We start from the raw sequence: 20,232 nt of genomic DNA, 5'->3' as shown, positions 1-20,232 counted from the left end.
CGTGGCCTCGTCACCAGAGTAATGGGACAGCAAAGAGAAGGCCGTAGTGCCTGGGAAGGATCTTTCGCGATCCTGTCGACGGACACAGGGGACAGCCGGGGCCCGAGGTGCCCGGAACCGGACTTGAACCGGTACGCCCCCGAGGGGCAGCGAGGTTTAAGCTCGCCGTGTCTGCATTCCACCATCCGGGCAAGACGCGCGGCACCGCAATCGCGATTCAGAGACTATCGGGACGTGCCGTGCGAGCAGCGGCGAGTTAACCCGATGTTGTCTTATTTTATTGATGCCTGAAGGCCCGTCAGCGACCGGATTGGCCATCGGCACATGCCGCACGTGGTGGCGGCCCCGGATCGACGGGTACGGGAATGACGGAAAGTCGTCGCCGCGGGTCCCGCTCGGCGCCTGCGGCCGGCCTGCCTCATTGACGCGGCGCCGCACGGGTGCATGCCCCGGGGCCGGTCCCGCGGCGGGCCGGGCATGCCGACGGGGAGCCGGGCGGGGCGTGGTGTCCTCAGGGGTGGTGTCATACCGGAGGAGGAGGCGGCACCCGCCCGGTCACTCTCAAGAGGGCCACAGGAACGGGCATGCGGAGGGACGTCCCGGCGCCGGACGGCAGCCAGGATGAAGAGGTCCCCGCGTCCTGTCCCGAAACGGAGCCCCACGTGACCTCGACCACCACCGCCCGCCGCGCCACCGCGGTGGCCGCCCGCGCATCCGAGCTCTCCAAGGTGTATGGACAGGGTGAGACCCAGGTGGTCGCCCTGGACAGCGTCTCCGTGGACTTCCGGCAGGGCGAGTTCACCGCGATCATGGGTCCGTCCGGTTCCGGCAAGTCGACGCTGATGCACTGCGTCGCCGGCCTGGACACCTTCACATCGGGATCCGTACGCATCGGTGAGACCGAGCTCAGCACCCTGAAGGACAAGCAGCTCACGCAGTTGCGCCGGGACAAGATCGGCTTCATCTTCCAGGCCTTCAACCTGCTGCCCACGCTGACGGCGGCCGAGAACATCACGCTGCCGATGGACATCGCGGGCCGTAAGCCCGACAAGGCGTGGCTGGCCAATGTGATCGAGATGGTGGGCCTCAAGGACCGGCTCAGCCACCGGCCGACCCAGCTCTCCGGCGGACAGCAGCAGCGCGTCGCCGTGGCCCGCGCGCTGGCCTCGCAGCCCGAGATCATCTTCGGTGACGAGCCGACAGGGAACCTGGACTCGCGCTCCGGCGCCGAGGTGCTGGGCTTCCTGCGCAACTCGGTACGCGAACTGGGCCAGACCGTCGTCATGGTGACCCACGACGCGATGGCCGCCGCGTACGCGGACCGGGTCATCTTCCTCGCCGACGGCCGGATCGTCGACGAGATGCTGTCGCCCGGCGCCGACGCCGTACTGGACCGGATGAAGGAGTTCGACGCCCGGGGCCGTACCAGCTGACCCTGCCCGGCCGGCCCCACTCGTACCAGCGGCTCCGCCCGTCCCGCCTGCTCCTCACCTCAGGACTGACACCCACCATGTTCCGTACCGCCCTGCGCAATGTGCTCTCGCACAAGGCCAGGCTGCTGATGACCGTGCTCGCCGTACTGCTCGGCGTGGCCTTCGTCTCCGGCACCCTGGTCTTCACCGACACTCTCGGCCACGCCTTCCGCAACCAGTCGGCCAAGAGCTACGACAACGTGGCGGTCGCCGTCACCTCGTACTCCGACTCCAGCAACGCCAAGGAGGCCCCGGGCGTCAGCACCAGGACCCTGGACCACATCCGGGGTCTGGACGGGGTCGCTTCGGCCACCGGCCGCATCTCCGGATTCGCCGGTGTCGCCGACCGTGACGGCAAGCTGATCGGCAACGGCTGGTCCAACAAGGGCGGCAACTTCTCCCCCGGCGCGCAGGGCAAGGACAGCCGGTACGCGTTCGCCGACGGCTCCGGCCCGGCGCGGGCCGGCCAGATCGCACTGGACCGGGACACCGCGGACAAGGGCGGCTACCACGTCGGTGACACCGTGCGGGTCGCGACGAACGGCCCGGTACGCACGTACACCCTCGCCGGGATCTTCACCACCGACGACGGCGCGGTCGGCGCCGGAGGCAGCCTGGTCCTGTTCGACACCGCGGCCGCCCAGAAGCTCTATCTGCAGCCCGGCTGGTACGAGGACGTCGACATCGCCGCGGCCCCCGGCGTATCCGAGGCGAAGATCCGCTCAGAGGTCGAACCGCTGCTCCCGGACAACGCCACCGCCAAGACCGGCGGGCAGCTCGCCGACGAGCAGGCGAAGCAGATCGAGCGGGAGATGTCGGGGCTCAACCAGATGCTCCTCGGCTTCGCCGCGGTCGCGCTCTTCGTCGGGATCTTCCTGATCTCCAACACCTTCACCATGCTGGTCGCCCAGCGCACCAAGGAGCTGGCCCTGCTGCGCGCCGTCGGCGCCTCCCGCAAGCAGGTCACCCGCTCGGTGCTCGCCGAGGCGCTGGTGGTCGGCACCGTCGCGTCCGTGGTCGGATTCGTACTCGGCATCGGCCTTGCGGTGGGGCTGCGCTCCGCGATGGGCTCTTTCGGGGCGAAGGTCCCCGGCGGCCCGCTGATCGTGGCACCCACCACCGCACTTGCCGCGCTGCTCGTCGGCGTGCTGATCACGATGCTCGCCGCCTGGCTGCCCGCCCGCAGGGCGGCGAGGATCCCGCCGGTCGCGGCGATGGGCAGCGCGCATCTGCCCGCCACGACGAAGTCCCTGGTGGTACGGAACTCGATCGGCGCCGTCATCACGCTGATCGGCGCCGCGGTGATCATGGCCGGTGCGTCGTCCGGCTCCGGCGGACGGATGATGATCGGGGCGGGCGCCTTCCTGGCCCTGGTCGGCGTGATCGTGCTGATCCCGCTGCTCTCGCGCCCGGTCATCGCGCTCGTACGGCCGCTGCTGACCCGGGTGTTCGGGGTGTCGGGCAAGCTCGCGGGCCAGAACGCGGTCCGTAACCCGCGCCGCACCGGGGCCACCGCCTCCGCGCTGGCGATCGGTCTGACTCTGGTCACCGGCCTCACGGTGATCGGTGTCACGGTGGGCCAGTCCGTGGACCGGATGACGACGGACAACTTCAAGGGCGACTACATGGTCGAGATGGCCAACGGCATGTCGCTTGCGCCGTCCACGGTCTCCGCCCTGGAGAAGGCGAAGGGCGTCACCGCCCTCTCGCCGCAGAGCGGCAGCCAGATCGTCATCGACGGCAGCGACCAGTCGGTCTCCGGCGTGAAGCCCGGCGGCATCCAGCAGGTGCTCACGCTCCCGGTGGTCTCCGGATCGCTGGACTCGCTCGCCAGGGGCGAGATCGCCGTCGAGCAGAAGACGGCGGACAAGCATGGCTGGAAGCCCGGCAGCAAGGTGTCCGCGAAGTACCTGGACGACAAGAAGGGCTCACTGACGGTCGGCGCGGTCTTCAAGGAGAACCAGTTCGTCTCGTCCGTCCTGGCCCCCACGTCGGTGCTCGCGCCGCACGAGAAGACACCTGACATCCAGCAGATCTTCGTGAAGACGGGCGGCAGCGGCTCCGGCGAACAGGCCCTGGTGGACGCGATGGGCGGCAACCCGGCCATCTCCGTCCTGAATCAGCAGGACATCCGCAACGCCATGGGCGGCATGATCAACACCATCCTGAACATCATGTACGGGCTGCTGGCGATGGCCCTGATCATCGCGGTGCTCGGTGTCATCAACACCCTGGCCATGTCGGTCTTCGAGCGTCAGCAGGAGATCGGGATGCTGCGGGCGATCGGTCTGGACCGGGCCAAGGTCAAGCGGATGATCCGGCTGGAGGCCGTGGTGATCTCGCTCTTCGGCGCGGTGGTCGGCATCGCGCTGGGAACCTTCCTGGCCTGGGCGGTCGGCCAGACCATCAAGTCGAGCATCCCGCACTACGTCCTGGTCATGCCGTGGGGACGGATCGGGGTCTTCCTGGTCCTCGCGGCGATCGTCGGAGTGCTGGCCGCGCTCTGGCCGGCCCGCAACGCGGCGCGGCTGAACATGCTGACGGCGATCAAGACGGAGTAGCCGGAGTAGCCCGGCAGGTGCCGGTCATACGCAGACGGGGGCCCGGGACATCGACAGTGTCCCGGGCCCCCGTGCGCCCGCCCGGTTCGCGGGCGGCGGCTGGTCAGCGCCAGTCGCGTGCCCGGCGTGGCAGCCCCGAGGTGCCGCCCTCCGGGGTCTTCACGGCCAGCACCTGATTGACGCCGATCCGGTTGTTCTCGAACGCGAGCGCGGACGCGGCCATGTAGAGCCGCCAGACCCGGGCCCGGCCCGGACTCGTCAGCCGGATCGCGTCCGCCCAGTGCGCCTCCAGATTGGCCACCCACTGGCGCAGCGTCAGCGCGTAGTGCTCCCGGAGCGTCTCGACGTCACGAGCCTCGAAACCGGCCTCCTCCAGGAGCTCCACGGTCCGGCCGACCGGCGACAGCTCACCGTCCGGGAAGACATAGGCATCGATGAACTCATCGATCTCGTAGGCCGACTCGTCCCGCTCGGGACGGCGGGCGATCTGGTGGTTGAGCAGCCTGCCACCGGGCTTGAGCAGAGCGAAGAGGTCGTCAGCGTACTCCCGGTAGCGCACCGAGCCGACGTGTTCGGCCATCCCGATCGACGAAATCGCGTCGTACGGCCCGTCCCTGACGTCCCGGTAGTCCTGGACGCGGATCTCGATGCGGTCGGTCAGCCCCTCCTCGGCGATGCGCTTGCGGGCGTACGCGGCCTGCTCGCGGGAGAGCGTGACGCCGGTGACCCGTACGCCGTACTCACGGGCGGCGTGTATCGCCATCGAGCCCCACCCGCAGCCGACGTCGAGCAGCCGCATGCCCTCCTTGAGCGCCAGCTTCCGGCAGACCAGGTCGAGCTTGTCGCGCTGGGCGCTCTCCAGCGTGGAGTCCCCGTCCCAGTAGGCGCAGGAGTAGACCATCGACGGGCCGAGCACCAGTTCGTAGAAGTCGTTGCCGACGTCGTAGTGGTGACTGATGGCCTGCTTGTCGCGGCCCTTGGTGTGGACGGGGCCCCGGCGGCGTCTGATCTCCTCCGCGGGCGGGGGCGGCGGCGGCAGCAGGCCGCCGATGTCAAGGAGCCCGCGGGCTGCGGCCCGCAGCTTCGGGTCGAACAGCGGGAGGCGCGCCTTCTTCTCCCCGGCCGGGTCGTCGCGCTCCCAGATGAGTCCGGCGAGCAGGTCGAGTGCCGCGTACAGATCGCCGTCCACATCGATCTCACCGGCCACCCAGGCACGTGCCAGGCCGAGCTCCCCCGGCTTCCACAACAGCCGCCGCAGGGCCCGACGGTGGCGGATCACGAGAACCGGCGTCCCCGGCGGCCCCGACTCGCTGCCGTCCCAGGCCCGGATGCGGACCGGGAGCGGGGCTCCCAGCAGCTCCTCGGCGAGAGTGGTCAGCCGCAGCGCGGCGTCGGCCATGGCGCACACCTCCGTACAGATGGGAAAGGCTCAGCAGTAGGTAAACACCGAACACCTGCCGACACAGTCCCAATACCACGTAACGGGAGCGTAAAATCCGTGGTCGATACATGTACATCTGCCCCGGTACGCCGAAGGGACCGCCCGCACCACGGATGGCGGGCGGCCCCTTCGGCCTGAACGAACCTGCTGTACTACCGGGTCAGGCCTTGGCCTTCTCGGCGTCGGCCTTCTTGCCGGCTCCGGGCTTGCCTGCCTCGGACGCCACCGCGGGACGGGGCGCCGGCTTGGCCGCCTCGTAGAACTCCTCGCGGGGGGTCTCCATGGCACCGAGCGAGACGACCTCACGCTTGAGGAACATCGCGAGCGTCCAGTCGGCCACGACGCGGATCTTGCGGTTCCACGTCGGTACCGCGAGGCCGTGGTAACCACGGTGCATGTACCAGGCGAGACGGCCCTTGAGCTTGATCTTCACCTTGCCCATGACGATCATCGCGACACCCTTGTGGAGGCCGAGGCCCGCCACCGCACCCTTGTTGGCGTGCTCGTAGTCGCCCTGCGGGAAGCCGCGCATACCCGAGATGACGTTGTCGCCGAGGACCTTGGCCTGGCGCAGCGCGTGCTGGGCGTTCGGCGGGCACCAGGCGTTCTCGGCGCCGGCCTTGCGGGCGGCCACGTCCGGGACCTGGGCGTTGTCGCCCGCGGCCCAGATGTAGTCCGTTCCCTGCACCTGGAGCTTCTCCGAGGTGTCCACGTGGCCACGGGGGCCGAGCGGCAGGCCGTAGCGCGCCAGGACCGGGTTCGGCTTGACGCCGGCGGTCCAGACGAGCGTGTCGGCGTCGACCTCCAGGCCGTTGTTCAGGACCACGTGACCGTCGACGCAGGAGTCCATGCCGGTCTTGAGGTAGACCTCGACCCCGCGGGACTCCAGGTGCTCCTTGCCGTACGCGCCGAGCTTCGGCCCGACCTCGGGAAGGATCTTGTCCGCCACGTCGACCAGCACGAAGCGCATGTCCTCGCGCTTGACGTTGGTGTAGTACTTCGCGGCGTCCCTGGCCATGTCCTCGACCTCGCCGATGGTCTCCGCGCCTGCGAAGCCACCTCCGACGAAGACGAAGGTGAGCGCCTTGCGGCGGACGTCCTCGTCGGTCGTCGAGTCGGCCTTGTCGAGCTGCTCAAGGACGTGGTTGCGCAGGCCGATGGCCTCCTCGACACCCTTCATACCGATGCCCTGCTCGGCGAGGCCGGGGATCGGGAAAGTACGGGAGACCGCTCCGAGCGCGATGATCAGGTAGTCGAAGGGCAGCTCGTAGGCCTCGCCGACGAGCGGCGCGACCGTGGCGACCTTGCGGTCCTGGTCGATCGTGGTGACTCGGCCGGTGAGGATCTCTGCCTTGGGCAGCACGCGTCGCAGCGGGACGACGACATGCCGAGGCGAGATGCTGCCGGCAGCAGCTTCGGGGAGGAAGGGCTGGTACGTCATGTACGAGCGCGGGTCCACGACCGTGACGGTCGCTTCGCCGTAGCGCATCTTCTTGAGAATGCGTCGAGCTGCGTACAGGCCTACGTACCCGCCTCCAACTACGAGGATCCTGGGACGCTCCGTGGTGCTCATGGCAACGAGTATCCACCTCTTCGGAGGGGGTACCTCGTGCGCCCCTTCACAAGGTCGGGGGGTACCTCTGCTACACTGCGCGGCTCACGTGACGGAGGTCATCTCCGCGCGAGGGAACCAGCGCCCCGGGGTGGACGTTGTTCACCCCCGTTGAGCTGGCCCTCACGGTGTCGCAGCGAGTGGACCACTGCCCCATGACATCCGCGTGCAACACGCGCGACACCGCCTGTTACACGCGGAAACGGTGCCCGCCGACCCCCGTCGGGGACCAATGGCCCGAGATCTTCGGCCGACAGGCCCCAATTCCTTGTGAAGAACTTCACGAAGTTTCTCGCGACAGTCCGTCCGCCGGGCGTCCGAGGCGGCCCCAGAAGCCTGACAACGCTGTCATAAGGGTCCTCCGCGAGACCCCGGAACAGCCCGCAGGCGCCACCGGGCGCCGCCTGCCGAGTCGGGGGATCAGCGGGCCCGCCGCCCCTGTCGCCGAGGCAGGTGGCCGCCGCGACGTCCACCGCACCATCCGAGGGCAGCCGGCCGGAAGCTTCCGCGCTACCCCCGGTCGCAGCCAGGTTCCGGCTAGGGCCCCGGCGCCACCTGGAGTACCGCGGGCCCTGCATGCCAGCGCATCCACCCGCAGGTCAGTCGCCCTTTCGGCCCGCGGTGACGTCTTCCGCCACTTTCCACGCGATGCCGTCGAGGATGTCGTGCTCGCTGACGACCACCTCATGTGCACCCGTCCGCTTCATGACGGAGTGCAGGATCATCGCGCCGGCGCCGATGACGTCGACCCGGCCCGGGTGCATCACCGGGATCGCCGCACGCTCGGCGTGGGAGGAGATGAGCAGCGTGCCGGCGATCTCGCCGACCTGGGCCGCCGTGATGCGGGAGTGGTGGATCGCGGTCGAGTCGTAGGTGTCGAGGCCCAGCGCGATCGCGGCGACGGTGGTCACCGAGCCGGCCAGACCTACGAGCGTGTGGTTCCCGGACAGCGGGACCGTCTCCCCCGCCTCGTCCAGCGCGGCGTCGATGTCGGCGCGCATCGCGGTGATCTCACCGAGCGTCGGCGGGTCGTGCCGGACGTGCCGCTCGGTGAGACGTACGCAGCCGATGTCGACGGAGCGGGCAGCCCGGACGCTCTCGCCCCCGACGACGAACTCGGTGGAGCCGCCGCCGATGTCCACCACGAGGTACTCACCGCCCTGCCCGGCAAGCTCCTTCGTGGCGCCGGTGAACGAGAACCCGGCCTCCTGGTCACCCGTGATCACCTCGGGTTCGACACCGAGGATGTCGCGCACCCCGTTCACGAACTCGTCGCGGTTCTCGGCGTCACGGGAGGCGGAGGTGGCGACGAAACGGAGGTGTTCGACGCCGTGGGCCTTGATGCTCTCTGCGTACTCCGTGCAGGCCGCGAAGGTGCGCTCCAGCGCCTCGGGGGCGAGCCGGCCCGTCCGGTCGACGTCCTGGCCGAGCCGGACGATGGTCATCCGCCGGTCCAGGTCGACGAGTTCACCCGTGGCGGGGTCGGCGTCCGCGACAAGCAGACGGATGGAGTTCGTACCGCAGTCAATGGCAGCGACGCGGGTCATATCGGTGTCCTCACGGGTGTGTGAAAGGGGGTGGGGTTCCGTCCCGGCCCGGAGCCTCAGTCGCCGGGCGGGGTGGCCGGGACGCCGTCCTGCGCACGTGGCACGCACGGCCCCTTCGCCCACCACTCGGGCAGCATCGCGATGGCCTCGTCGCCCAGCGGGTTGACCCCGGGCCCCGCGGCCAGTGAGTGCCCCACCAGAACGTGCAGGCACTTGACCCGGTCGGGCATGCCCCCCGCACTCGGGAAGCCCTCCAGGACCTCGATCGTGTCGCGGCGTGCGATGTAGTCCTCGTGCGCGGCCCGGTAGGCGGCGGCCAGTTCGGGGTCGGTCCGCAGGCGCTCGGTCATCTCCTTCATGACCCCGTTGGCCTCCAGCGTGCCGATCGCGGAGGCGGCGCGCGGGCAGGTCAGGTAGTACGTCGTCGGGAACGGCGTGCCGTCCTCCAGACGCGGGGCCGTCTCGACGACGTCCGGGTTGCCGCACGGGCAGCGGTGCGCGATGGCTCGCAGCCCGCGGGGCGGTCGGCCGAGCTGCTCCTTGAACGCGGCGATGTCCGCGTCGGTGGGCTCGGTGCGGTCGGTCTGCGGAGGGGGCGTTTCCATGCCTGCCTTGGATCTGAGTGTCTGTGAACTGAGTGTCTGTGAACTGACTGAGTGTCCGTGAGCCGAAGATCCGCGGACCGGGAAGCTGTGAACCGGGAAGGTGCGAACCGGGAAGGTGCGAGCCGAGGGGCCGTGAACTCAGCATCCGTGAACCGGTCGCCCGGCAGCCGCTGCCCGTGCGACGGCCGCCGGTATGCCACGGCCCTGCCGGTCGGGCGGCACGGCTCAGGGGGCCTTGGTGCGGTCGGCGCTGTCCACGCCGTCCCACAGGTTCAAGTACCACGGCCGGTCGGCCGCCCCCTTGTTGCCGGTGCGCCGGGTACGGGCGTCCGGGTCGACCACGGTGTAGTTGGTCTCCCCCGGGCGCACATAGTGCAACTGCTCCCGGGCCAGCCGCTCCACGTACGCGTCGTCCTGGAGGCGGGCCTTCTCGTCCCGCAGCTCCTCGACGCGCGCCTTCGCGTCGGTGACCTGGCGCCGCTGGTCGGCGATGTCGCCGCGCTGCGACACGTACTGCCGCATCGGATACGCGAGCGCCACCACCAGGGTGCAGAGCACCATCAGCAGCATCGCCGCCCGGCCGGTGAGCCGGGGCCTGCGGGCCTGTCGCCTGGACTGGGAGCGGTACACGCGGGCCGCGGTCTGCTCACCGAGCACCTTGAGCCTGGTCGCGGTGGAGAACCGGTCCCGGTTCCCTGCCATGCCGCCTCCCCGTGTACGCACGTCCGTCCCCGGACACGGTACGGGACCGGGTCCGGGGACGGCTGCGCTTGGCTGCGCCTTTGCTCCTGATTCAGTTCTTTGGCTGTGTCAGTTGGAGCGGAAGCGCGGGAACGCCGAACGGCCCGCGTACACCGCGGCGTCGTCGAGGATCTCCTCGATGCGCAGCAGCTGGTTGTACTTGGCGACACGGTCCGAGCGGGCCGGGGCGCCGGTCTTGATCTGGCCGCAGTTCACGGCGACCGCGAGGTCGGCGATGGTGACGTCCTCGGTCTCACCGGAACGGTGCGACATCATGCACTTGAAGCCGTTGCGCTGGGCGAGCTCGACGGCGTCCAGGGTCTCGGTCAGCGAACCGATCTGGTTGACCTTGACGAGCAGGGCGTTGGCCGAGCCCTCCTCGATACCGCGGGCCAGACGCTCCGGGTTGGTGACGAAGAGGTCGTCCCCGACGATCTGGACCTTGGCGCCCAGCTTGTCGGTGATGACCTTCCAGCCGTCCCAGTCGTCCTCGTACAGCGGGTCCTCGATGGAGACGAGCGGGTACGCGGCGACGAGCTCCTCGTAGTACTCGGTCATCTCGGCTGCCGAGCGGGACTTGCCCTCGAACTCGTACTTGCCGTCCTTGTAGAACTCGGACGCGGCGACGTCGAGCGCGAGCGCGACGTCCTTGCCGGGCACGTAACCGGCTTCCTTGATCGCCTCGACGATCAGGTCGAGCGCGGCGCGGTTCGACTCGAGGTTCGGCGCGAAGCCGCCCTCGTCGCCGAGACCGGTCGACAGGCCCTTGGTCTTCAGGACCTTCTTGAGGGTGTGGTACACCTCGGCGCCCCAGCGCAGGGCCTCCGAGAAGGACTCCGCGCCGATCGGCGCGATCATGAATTCCTGGATGTCGACGTTGGAGTCGGCGTGCGACCCGCCGTTCAGGATGTTCATCATCGGCACGGGCAGCAGGTGCGCGTTCGGGCCGCCCAGGTAGCGGAAGAGCGGGAGGTCGGAGGCCTCTGACGCGGCATGGGCGACGGCGAGCGAGACGCCGAGGATGGCGTTGGCGCCGAGCGAGCCCTTGTTCTCCGTGGCATCCAGGTCGAACATCGCCTGGTCGATCAGGCGCTGCTCGGTGGCGTCGTAGCCGACGAGCTCCGGGCCGATCTGCTCGATGACGGCGAGGACGGCCTTCTCGACACCCTTGCCGTGGTAGCGGTTGGGGTCACCGTCGCGGAGCTCGATGGCCTCGAACGCACCGGTGGAGGCGCCGGACGGAACGGCTGCACGACCCGTGCTGCCGTCGTCGAGGCCGACCTCGACCTCGACCGTGGGGTTACCTCGGGAGTCCAGGATTTCCCGGGCTACGACGACGTCGATGGACGGCACTAGCATCTCCTTCTGGGATGTGACGCTATGGGCGCAGGGTCTCTTTGGCCTTGCGACAAGAGCCTAACCGGCTCGGGGCCCTCAGTCGGCCGGGCGCCCGGACCCTGGGACGAAAAAAAGCCCAAAAGCTCGTATGACGGTATGAAAGGCGGCAAAAATGTCAGCCGCCGGTCCTGACAGACAGAACCCCGGCCCGGCGCGTACGGGGGAGTCGCGCCGGGCCGGGGTGCAAGGGGGGTCGCTATCAGCTCAGGTGGAGCTGCTGACCCGGGAAGATCAGGTTCGCGTCCTTCACGATGTCCTTGTTCAGGTCGTAGACCTTCTTCCAGCCACCGTTGACGTGCTCGGCCTTGGCGATCGTGGAGAGGGTGTCGCCGGCCTTGACCTTGTACTCGCCGTCACCCTTCTGGATCTTGGCGGGAGCAGCGTGCTTCGGCGCGGCGTGCTTCGGGGCGGCCGGGGCGCTGGAGCGGGCCTCGCTGCGCGAAGCGGCCTGCTGGTCGCTGTGGCTGCTCTGCTGGTCGGAACCGGCGCTCGACGAGGAGGAGCCGCCCGAGGTGGAGACACCCGGGTCGACACCGTCGTTGCTCAGGTTGCCGGCACCGGCGCAGGACCAGGCGCCCGGACCCTGCATCTTGAGGAGCTTCTCGGCGGTGGCGATCTGCTGGCCCTTGGTGGCGAGGTCGGCACGCGGGGCGTACTGCGTACCACCGGCGGCGGCCCAGCTGGAGTTGTTGAACTGCAGGCCGCCGTAGTAGCCGTTGCCCGTGTTCGTGGACCAGTTGCCACCGGACTCGCACTGCGCGACGGCGTCCCAGGTGGAGACCGAAGCGGCGGAGGCCGAGGTCGCGCCGATCAGCGGCACCGCTACGGCCGCACCGGCGACACCGGCGAGAGTGGCGACGCGGACGGCCTTCGACGGGCGACGGTGCTTGGACTTGCTGGAAAACAGCATGAAGAATCTCCTCACCGACGCCTACGAGGTGAGCTGTCGGGTTCGGGCCAATGAGTTGCCCGGCTGTGCGTTCTCACGCACAACTTCACCCCAAGCCGGTCCCGGTTCGTGCCGTTCTCTGACTCTGAACGGACGGCCGGCCCCGGCGCTTACCTGGGTCCCCCGCTCCTGCCTGCGGCGCTTCTTAGCGTCAACTGCTGCCCTTCGACCGATGGCAGGATTCGGCGTGGCGGTCGAAGAGGCCCGCGGTGCGAGCGGTCTGACCGTAATCACAGGACCCCCCGATATTCAAAGATGAACATCGGAGGGAAAAACCCTGGTTTAGGTCCGTGCCTCTCTCGTTTCCGCAGGTGAGAGACGGCGTACGCCGGGCGGACACTCCGGGCATTCAGTAGCCCCGACGAGAGCCATGTCTCACTCGAACAGAAGCGGACATACGGTCTCGAACTACCCCTGTTTCCGGTCGAGATCAAGGCTCTGGCCAGGAACGATGAAGTCCGGGTCGCCCCCGACGGTGCCATGGTTCGCCGCGTAGAGCGCGGGCCATCCGCCGGGCAGATCGTGCGCCTTCGCGATGGACCAGAGATTGTCACCCGCGCGGACGGTGTATCTGCCGTCCGTACGGGCGTCATCGCGGGAGGGGCCTTCGTCGCGCGAGGCGTGCCGGCCGGCCTCGCCACGGCGCGCCCCGGCGCCGTCCGTCGCCTCACCACCGCGGTGCCTGCCCGCCTCGCCGGACGCCCGGCCGCTGTCCGACGCGGAAGCGGAAGCGCCGGGTGACGGGGCGTCCGGCCCTCCCGGCGTGGCGGAGGCCCCGGCGCCCGAATGGCCCGAAGAGTCCGATCCGCCCGAAGAGTCGCGACTATCCGAAGAGCCGGAAGAGTCCGAGGAGCCGGAAGAGTCCGGCGAGCCGGTGGACGCGGATTCCGACGGCGAGCCGGAGGGTGAATCGGACGAGGAGCCCGACGGGGCGTCCGAGGCCCGGCCGGAGGGCGTGCCGGAGTGGCCGGGATTCGCCGGCCCGTCCGCCGGGTCCGTGGCGGAACCGCTGGGTCTCGCGGGGTCAGGACTCTCGGTGTCCGGGGAGCCCGGGTCGACCGAGGCCGTGGCCGCGTCGCCCTTCGTCAGCCCGGCGATGGCCGCGCAACTGACCCAGGGCGTCGCCCCCTCGGCCGCGTACACCTTCTGGGCCACGGCTATCTGCTGGGAGCGGCTGGCCAGGTCGGGGCGGGCCGCGTACTGCCCGCCGCCGTACTTGTCCCAGGTCGCCTGGGAGAACTGCAGGCCGCCGTAGTGCCCGTTGCCGAGGTCGGCGCTCCAGATGCCGCCGCTCTCGCACAGCGCCACCCGGTCCCAGGTAGTGGCGTCGGCCGCGTGGGCGCCGGTCGACGCCAGCAGCGGAAGGGCGATGGCAGAGCCCGTAACTCCTGCCGCTACGACAAGAGCTGGAGCCTGACGGGGGCGGCGGTGCCGACCGTTCCCGGTGCGCATGCGGTGGCCTTCCGTGTGACGGATGAGTCGAGGGGTGAACGTAGCCGCACTCGAACACCAGTCACAAGTCGATGCAGCGGAGATCACATGAAAGTCACATTCTTGACAGCCCGTCAGTGGCGGACATGCCGGACCATCAGCTCGGCGGGGTACTGAACTCCACCGGAAGCGTGCGCAATCCCCGCATGATGAGTCCGCCGCGCCAGCGCAAATCGCCAGGTTCCCCCGCAAGCCGCAGGTCGGGAAGCCTGCGCAGCAGCGTGGCGAGCGCGGTCTGCGCCTCCAGACGGGCGAGAGGCGCGCCGAGGCAGTAGTGAATGCCGTGCCCGTACCCGAGGTGCTGGTTGTCGGTGCGTGAGAGGTCGAGCGTGTCGGGTTCGGTGAACCGCTCGGGATCGCGGTCGGCGGCGGCCAGCACCACGAGTACCGGATCGCCCTCCGCGATGGACTGCCCGCCCAGGGTCATCTCCTCGGTGGCGAACCGCCAGGTCGCAAGCTCCACCGGCCCGTCGAAGCGCAGCAGTTCCTCGACGCCGGTGGCCAGGAGGCCGGTCTCGCCCGCCGCCAGCGACGCCTCCAGGCGCTCGCGCTGCCCGGGGTTGCGGAGCAGCGCGTACATGCCGTTGCCGATGAGGTTGACCGTCGTCTCGAAGCCCGCGAAGAGCAGGATGAACGCCATGGCGGCGGCTTCGTTCTCCGTCAGGTGCTCGCCGTCGTCGCTCGCTCTGATGAGCCCCGAGATGAGGTCGTCGCCGGGGCTCTCCCGCTTGCGGTGGATGAGTTCGGCGAGGTAGTTCCGCATCTTCTTGACCGACCGCGCGACGCCGCCGCGCGGCCCGCCGCCGTGACGGATCATCATGCCCGCCCAGTCCCGGAAGTCGTCCTGGTCCTCGCGCGGGACGCCGAGCAGGTCGCAGATGGCGTAGATGGGGAGCGGGAAGGCGAAGTCATGGATGAGGTCGGCGCTCCCGTTCGCCAGGAAGGCGTCGATCAGCTGATCCGTCAGCTCCTGCACGCGCGGCGCGAAGAGCGCCACGGTGCGGGGGGTGAACGCCTTGGACACCAGCCGCCGCAGCCGGGTGTGGTCCGGCGGGTCGATGTTCAGCAGATGCGTCATCAGCTCCGCCTTGCGCTCGCCCGGAATCCCGGTCTTGCCCCTGGCGTGCGGGGACTCGGCGTGGTGCGCCGGGTTCTTCGACAACCGGGGCTCGGCCAGTGCGGTCCTGGCGTCCGCGTACCGCGTCACCAGCCAGGCCTCCACCCCGCTGGGGAGAGCGGTCCTGTGGACGGGCGCGTTCTCGCGGAGCCAGGCGTACGCGGGGTACGGGTCGGTCGCGAACTCCCAGGTGAAAAGGGTGGGGGCCGGTCCTGCGGTGCTGTTGTCGGTCACTCCTCGACGGTAGCCGTACCCGCTGTCCGCCTCTCGGCCGCCCGGATCGCGTCCCGGTACGCCCGCGCCGCCGCGCGCAGCGCGGCCTCCGGGTCCGTGCCCGCCGCCTCCGCGCTCGCGGCCAGGGCGAGCAGCCGGTAGCCGACGCCCTCACCCGACGGAAGCGGTACGTCCAGCTCCGATCCGCGTACCCGGGACGTCAGCTTCGCAGCGAGCGCGAGGGCCGGCTGGCCGACCGGGACGCCGTCCGTCACTGACGCCCGCTGCTTCTCGATCGCCTTGGTGCGGTTCCAGTGGGCGTGGACGTCCTCGGCGGTCTCCGCGGTCTCGTCACCGAACACATGCGGGTGGCGGTGGATCAGCTTCTCGACCAGGCCGCCCGCGACATCGTCGACGGAGAACGGTTCGTCCCCCTCTTCCCCGGTGCCCTCCTGCGCGATCCGCGCGTGGAAGACCACCTGGAGCAGTACGTCCCCCAGCTCCTCGCGCAGCTCCTCACGGCTGCCGTCCTCGATCGCCTCGACGAGTTCGTACGCCTCCTCGATCAGGTACTTGGCGAGCCCCCGGTGGGTCTGCTGCGAGGTCCAGGGGCACTCGCGCCTGACCCGGTCCATCACCTGGACCAGGTCGAGCAGGCGCGCGCCGGGCAGATCATACGACCCCGGCAGCAGCTCCAGGTCCGGCATCCGGACCCGGCCGCCGCCCGCGAGCCGGGCCAGGCCGTCGGTGAGCTGCCGGTCGCCCTCACCCGACGGGAGGACGACGACCGTACGGCCGCCCGCGCACTCCTCGACGAGCCGGTGCGCGTCGGGCGCCGCGTGCTCGACCGTGACGCCCGCCTCGTGCAGATAGGGCAGCTGGGGATGGCCGGCGTCCGCGCAGTACACCCGGTCCGCGGAGTGCAGCAGCTGCCAGGCCGGCCAGGACAGCAGGCCTGGCGCGACCCGGTGGCTGGTGGTGAGCAGCACGACCCGGCCGGCGGCGGCGTCGGGTGCGGCAGAGGTCTCGGATGCGGTGGGGGTGTTTTCAGCGGTCACCCGTCGAAAGTACCCCGCCGCCCTACGCCCCGGTTTCGGCGGACTGCGCGGCCGGCTCCTTGGTGACCTGGGTGATCCACGGCGTCTTGTACGCGCCGAGCTGGCTCTTCTTGGCATCCCAGACCCCGTAGCGGGGATTGACGTCGACGCCCATCGCCTTCGACGTCTTCATCATCGCCTGGAGAACGGCGCTCTGGCCCTGCGGTGTGCCGAGCGATGCGCCCAGCTTGTCGGCCAGCTTCGACGCGGTGACCTGCTCCTGGAGTGCCTGGTCGATCTGGCCGGGGGCGACGCCGTTCTGCTGGAGGTAGACCTGCTGGAGCCGCTGCTCGCTGCCCGCCTGCTTGACCAGCTGGGCGCGCGCGTCCTGGATGTCCTTGCGCGTGACCTTGGCTCCGGCGTCCGACGCCGCCCTGGCGAGCACCCGGTCGAAGATCATGCTGCCGAGCTTCATGCCGCTGAGGTTGTTGCTGTTCCTGATCAGGTCGGCGGCCTGCGGGGACTTGTTCTGTGCCTCGCGTACGTCCTTCACCTGCGTCTGGAGGGCAGCGACGGTGATCCGGTCCTTGCCCACGACGGCCGCGGCTCCCGGGTGGGGCTGGCTGCCGCAGGCGGCGAGGAGCGGAGCTGCGGCGAGCGCGGCGGATACGGAGAGCGCAGTGCGACGGCGGCGGTGCAAAGGAGCCTCCTGGCGGCGGGTTTGTGCTGGCGTTGGTGCGGCGCCCGGCGCACCCTCAAGGGGTGGCGGTCGGGCGCCGGGTGGGCGCACAAGGCCTTGCGTTGATCGATGTTAGGCACTTGGCGTGGCGGGGGCCACTGGTTCGACCAACGATTCGGGGGCTTCCCGGTTGTCGGGGCGGAGCATGATCGTCCGCGAGATGACGAAAGTGAGCGGGACGGCCGCCGCCGCCGCGACCAGCGGCGCGTAGTGGGGACCGAGATGCGCCAGGTCCACCAGCAGATACACCCCGCCGGTCGTGATCACGAAGTTCGCCGCGTTCGTCAGCGGGAAAAGCAGGAACTTCCGCCAGGTCGGCCGGATCCGGTAGGTGAACCGGGCGTTCATGAAGAAGGAGCCGGCCATGCTGAGACAGAACGCGACGGTGTGCGCGGCGAGGTAGGGCAGCTGTGTGAGCAGGAGCAGGTAGAAGCCGTAGTACGTGCCGGTGTTCACCACGCCGACGAGGGCGAAGCGGACCAGCTGCCCTGCTTTCGCCGTGGGGGCGAACCGTGCGGTGTTCATCTGCGTACGCGCTCCTGAAAGCGGAAGGGTGGTGCGGCTGTGAGGACGGCCCGGCCGCCCCGGTGCCGGTCCTCGGTGAAGTCCGGGCGACGGCTGAGTGAACTCACCATATTCCAGGCCGATTCAGCATATCCGCTGCCATATTCGGGGCATGAGACCCCGCCGTCCGGCCGTGGCCCCCCGTCTGCGCGCCACCGTACTGGCCTCGCTGCTCACCGTACTGACCGTGTGCGCGGGAGACGCCGCAGCACGCATTTATCCTTACGGCCCGCGCCACCGCAGCATCAGCGACCTGGGCAACCAGTACGTGCCCTTCCACGCCCACCTCCAGGATCTGCTGCACGGCAGGGCACACGGCGGGCTGCTGTTCAACTGGCAGTCGGGGTACGGCACGTCCTTCCTCCCGGACCTCGGGACATATCTGAGCAGCCCGTTCGCGCTGCTCGTCGCGGCCTTCCCGAAGGACCGGATCGACCTCGCGGTGTACCTGGTCACGCTGCTCAAGATGGCGGCGGCCGCCGCGGCGATGACGTCCCTGCTCCTCACGCTGCGCCCCGGCCGCTGGTGGGCGGCCGGTCTGCTCGGCGCCTCCTACGCCCTCTGCGGCTGGTCGGTCCTGGAGGCGTCGTACAACCTGATGTGGCTGGACGGGCTCATCGCCTTCCCGCTGCTGTGTCTGGTCGGCGAGTGGGTGCGGGGCGGGCGCAGACCGCTGCTGGGGCCGGTGGTCGTCGCGCTCGCCTGGACCGCGAACTTCTACACCGCGTACATGGCGACCATCGGGGCGGCGCTGGTGCTGCTGGTCCGGCTCCTGGTCGTGGCGGAGGAGGCCGGGGCGCGCCGCCGGATCCGGGTGCTGCTCCGGGCGGCCGGGACGGTGCTGCTCGGTGCCGGTCTCGCCGCGCCGCTGCTCTGCACGGTCTTCCTCGGGACCCGGCACGCCTACCCGGGCTGGACACGGGACTTCGCGCCCGCTTCCTGGACGGACGTGTTCGCCCGCACGCTTCCGGCCACGTACAGCTTCTCCACACCCGCGCTCTTCCTCGGCACCGGCACCCTGCTGCTCGCCTGCGCGCTGGCCTTCCACCGGGCGGTGCCGCGCCGGGAGCGGGCCGCATGGGCGGGGCTCGTGGTGCTGGTCGGGCTGTCGATGCAGTGGAAGCCCACACATCTGCTCTGGCACCTCTTCGCGACGCCGAACGGCAGCCCGTACCGGCAGACGTTCGTCCTGAGCGGCCTGCTGGTGATCGCGGCCTGGACGTCGCTCTCGTACGGGGTGCCGCGCGGGCGGGCGCTGGCCGGCGGGGTGGGGGTGCTCGCTGCGGGGGCGGCCCTCGCGGGCTTCTCGCGGACCGTCACCGTATATACGTACCCGCTCTTCGGGCTCGGCCTGGCCGCTGTGGTGGCGGGGCTGATGCTGCTGGGCAGAACCGGGCGGGCGGCGGACGGGCGGCCGCCCGTACTGCCGGTGCGTCGCTGGCGCCCGGTCGTGGCCGCGCTGCTGCTGGTGGGGGCGCAGGCCGGTCAGGCTGCCGCGACGACGGCGTACGCCGACCGGGTCAGGATCCACCGGTTCGACGACTACCCGCCGTGGGGCCACCATCTGGACCTGGAGGCGGCAGCGGTCGCCGGGGCGGACGGCTGGCCGCACTACCGGACCGATCCGGGTGGTCAGCAGACCACCGGGAACGATCCGCTGCTGGTCGGCGGGGAGGGCGGCTCGTACTACAGCAGCATGACCCCGGACGCCTACACCCGGCTGATGGCCGCGCTCGGGGACGGCTGGACCTCGCGCGGCCGCAGCATGCAGTCGCTGGACAACCCGGTGACGGACGCGATCTTCTCGGTGGGCGCACGGGTACGGTCGGCGCCGGGCGGGAAGAGCGCCGGCGCCGTGACGGTGACGCGGGCGGCAGCGCCCCCGCTGGTGACCGTCCGCCCACCGGGCCCGGTGCCGCACTTCGGCCGCTCTCCGTTCCGCAACCAGGAACTGCTGCTGGGCTCTCCCCTATATACGTACGCGGACACGTGCCCGCGTGGCAGTGACGTCTTCTACTCCGCGCCGTACGTCACGGGTTCCGCCCGGCTGGGCGGCGGCGACCCCGTGGAGCTGCGCGGCGGGCAGCGCGGCCGGCGCGCGCCGCTCCAGCCGATGGGGCGGGCGCCGGGCGGTGTGGCGGTCACCCCGCACGTGCAGGGCGCCACAGGATGTCTCTCACCCACGAAGCTGGCCACGGCGGTCAGCCGCCTGAGGGCCACGGGCGCGCGTTCGGTCCAGGTCACCGACGACGCGGTGCACGCCCGGCTCCCCCCGGGCTCCCGGGGAACGGCCGTGTTCGCGATGCCCCGCATCTCCGGCTGGCAGTGCCGCACGGGCAGCGCTGCCGACCGCCCCGCACGCTCCTATCTGGGTCTGGTCGCCGTACCTCTGAAGGGCGACACGTCGAGCGTGAGCTGCACGTTCCGGCCGCCAGGACTGCGCATCGGGTCGGCAGTGGGGGCCTTGGCCGCGGCGGCGCTGCTGACGCTGGCCGCCGTACGGATACGGAGGCGGCGGCGCGGCGTCCGGAGCACTCCACGGGGGCCCGTATCAGGCCCCGGTGCGGGTGACGCGGGAGATACAGCCGATACGGGTGACATGTGTGAGGCGGGAGATGCGGACCTTGCACCCCGCATTCACAGTGCGGACGGGTGGGCCTCACCGCGATGACACCGGGACCGGCAAGGCTCCCCGGCAACCGGCGCGGCCCGGCGCACCCACGGCGCGGCCGGCGCCCGGCGCAC

Annotated in this window: 15 protein-coding genes, 1 tRNA gene and 1 riboswitch; of the genes, 3 read left to right on the top strand and 13 right to left on the bottom strand. The window is 70.2% G+C overall.

Features of this window, described 5'->3' with window-relative positions; genetic code table 11:
• Positions 1 to 108: 108 nt before the first annotated feature.
• Positions 109 to 191, bottom strand: a tRNA-Leu gene (locus OG584_RS21615).
• Between the two features lie 471 nt (positions 192 to 662).
• Between OG584_RS21615 and OG584_RS21610 the strand changes: the two genes are divergently transcribed.
• Both OG584_RS21610 and OG584_RS21605 read left to right on the top strand, forming a co-directional pair.
• Positions 663 to 1,433: an ABC transporter ATP-binding protein gene (locus OG584_RS21610; RefSeq protein ID WP_405780156.1), complete on the top strand. Its 771-nt coding sequence runs from the start codon at positions 663 to 665 to the stop codon at positions 1,431 to 1,433.
• Between the two features lie 77 nt (positions 1,434 to 1,510).
• Complete coding sequence (locus OG584_RS21605) at positions 1,511 to 4,033, top strand: ABC transporter permease (RefSeq protein WP_405780154.1); 2,523 nt, start codon at positions 1,511 to 1,513, stop codon at positions 4,031 to 4,033.
• A gap of 103 nt (positions 4,034 to 4,136) precedes the next feature.
• On the opposite strand, the gene OG584_RS21600 is transcribed toward OG584_RS21605, so the two are convergent.
• The 12 genes from OG584_RS21600 to OG584_RS21545 all read right to left on the bottom strand — a co-directional run bounded on the left by OG584_RS21600 (position 4,137) and on the right by OG584_RS21545 (position 17,448).
• A complete protein-coding gene (locus tag OG584_RS21600) occupies positions 4,137 to 5,432 on the bottom strand; it encodes a class I SAM-dependent methyltransferase (RefSeq protein ID WP_405780152.1) in 1,296 nt (431 codons plus the stop codon).
• A 202-nt stretch (positions 5,433 to 5,634) separates the two neighbouring features.
• Positions 5,635 to 7,047 carry an NAD(P)/FAD-dependent oxidoreductase gene (locus OG584_RS21595; RefSeq protein WP_405780151.1) on the bottom strand — a complete coding sequence of 471 codons (1,413 nt, stop codon included), beginning with the start codon at positions 7,045 to 7,047 and terminating at the stop codon, positions 5,635 to 5,637.
• 638 nt (positions 7,048 to 7,685) lie between these two features.
• Entirely contained in the window at positions 7,686 to 8,633 is a 948-nt protein-coding gene (locus OG584_RS21590) for an exopolyphosphatase (RefSeq protein WP_405780150.1), read from the bottom strand.
• A gap of 56 nt (positions 8,634 to 8,689) precedes the next feature.
• Positions 8,690 to 9,238, bottom strand: coding sequence for a DUF501 domain-containing protein (locus OG584_RS21585; protein ID WP_405780149.1), 549 nt, complete (start codon positions 9,236 to 9,238; stop codon positions 8,690 to 8,692).
• 225 nt (positions 9,239 to 9,463) lie between these two features.
• Positions 9,464 to 9,940, bottom strand: a complete 477-nt coding sequence (locus tag OG584_RS21580) for a septum formation initiator family protein (protein WP_405780147.1) — start codon at positions 9,938 to 9,940, stop codon at positions 9,464 to 9,466.
• Between the two features lie 108 nt (positions 9,941 to 10,048).
• Positions 10,049 to 11,338, bottom strand: coding sequence for a phosphopyruvate hydratase (eno, locus tag OG584_RS21575; protein WP_405780146.1), 1,290 nt, complete (start codon positions 11,336 to 11,338; stop codon positions 10,049 to 10,051).
• 238 nt (positions 11,339 to 11,576) lie between these two features.
• Complete coding sequence (locus OG584_RS21570; protein WP_405780144.1) at positions 11,577 to 12,287, bottom strand: transglycosylase family protein; 711 nt, start codon at positions 12,285 to 12,287, stop codon at positions 11,577 to 11,579.
• Between the two features lie 3 nt (positions 12,288 to 12,290).
• A riboswitch (cyclic di-AMP (ydaO/yuaA leader) is annotated at positions 12,291 to 12,477 on the bottom strand.
• Positions 12,478 to 12,734: 257 nt separating this feature from the next.
• Positions 12,735 to 13,778 carry a transglycosylase family protein gene (locus OG584_RS21565; RefSeq protein ID WP_405780143.1) on the bottom strand — a complete coding sequence of 348 codons (1,044 nt, stop codon included), beginning with the start codon at positions 13,776 to 13,778 and terminating at the stop codon, positions 12,735 to 12,737.
• A gap of 136 nt (positions 13,779 to 13,914) precedes the next feature.
• Positions 13,915 to 15,168 carry a cytochrome P450 gene (locus OG584_RS21560; protein WP_405780142.1) on the bottom strand — a complete coding sequence of 418 codons (1,254 nt, stop codon included), beginning with the start codon at positions 15,166 to 15,168 and terminating at the stop codon, positions 13,915 to 13,917.
• Positions 15,165 to 16,205: a nucleoside triphosphate pyrophosphohydrolase gene (locus tag OG584_RS21555; RefSeq protein WP_405780141.1), complete on the bottom strand. Its 1,041-nt coding sequence runs from the start codon at positions 16,203 to 16,205 to the stop codon at positions 15,165 to 15,167. Before OG584_RS21555 ends, OG584_RS21560 begins: the two co-directional genes overlap by 4 nt.
• Before the next feature lie 22 nt (positions 16,206 to 16,227).
• Entirely contained in the window at positions 16,228 to 16,884 is a 657-nt protein-coding gene (locus tag OG584_RS21550; protein WP_405780140.1) for a SurA N-terminal domain-containing protein, read from the bottom strand.
• A gap of 111 nt (positions 16,885 to 16,995) precedes the next feature.
• Positions 16,996 to 17,448 (bottom strand): GtrA family protein, encoded by a 453-nt coding sequence (locus tag OG584_RS21545; protein WP_405780138.1) that lies wholly within the window; start codon positions 17,446 to 17,448, stop codon positions 16,996 to 16,998.
• A gap of 151 nt (positions 17,449 to 17,599) precedes the next feature.
• Here OG584_RS21545 and OG584_RS21540 point away from each other — a divergent pair, with 151 nt between their 5' ends.
• Positions 17,600 to 20,158, top strand: a complete 2,559-nt coding sequence (locus OG584_RS21540) for a YfhO family protein (RefSeq protein ID WP_405780137.1) — start codon at positions 17,600 to 17,602, stop codon at positions 20,156 to 20,158.
• Positions 20,159 to 20,232: the final 74 nt, after the last annotated feature.

Origin of the sequence: Streptomyces sp. NBC_00859, from assembly GCF_045161865.1 — a bacterium.
Classification (GTDB): Bacteria; Actinomycetota; Actinomycetes; order Streptomycetales; family Streptomycetaceae; genus Streptomyces.
The sequence above is the reverse complement of the archived record's forward strand: the minus strand, read 5'-3'. Positions and strand labels throughout refer to the sequence as shown.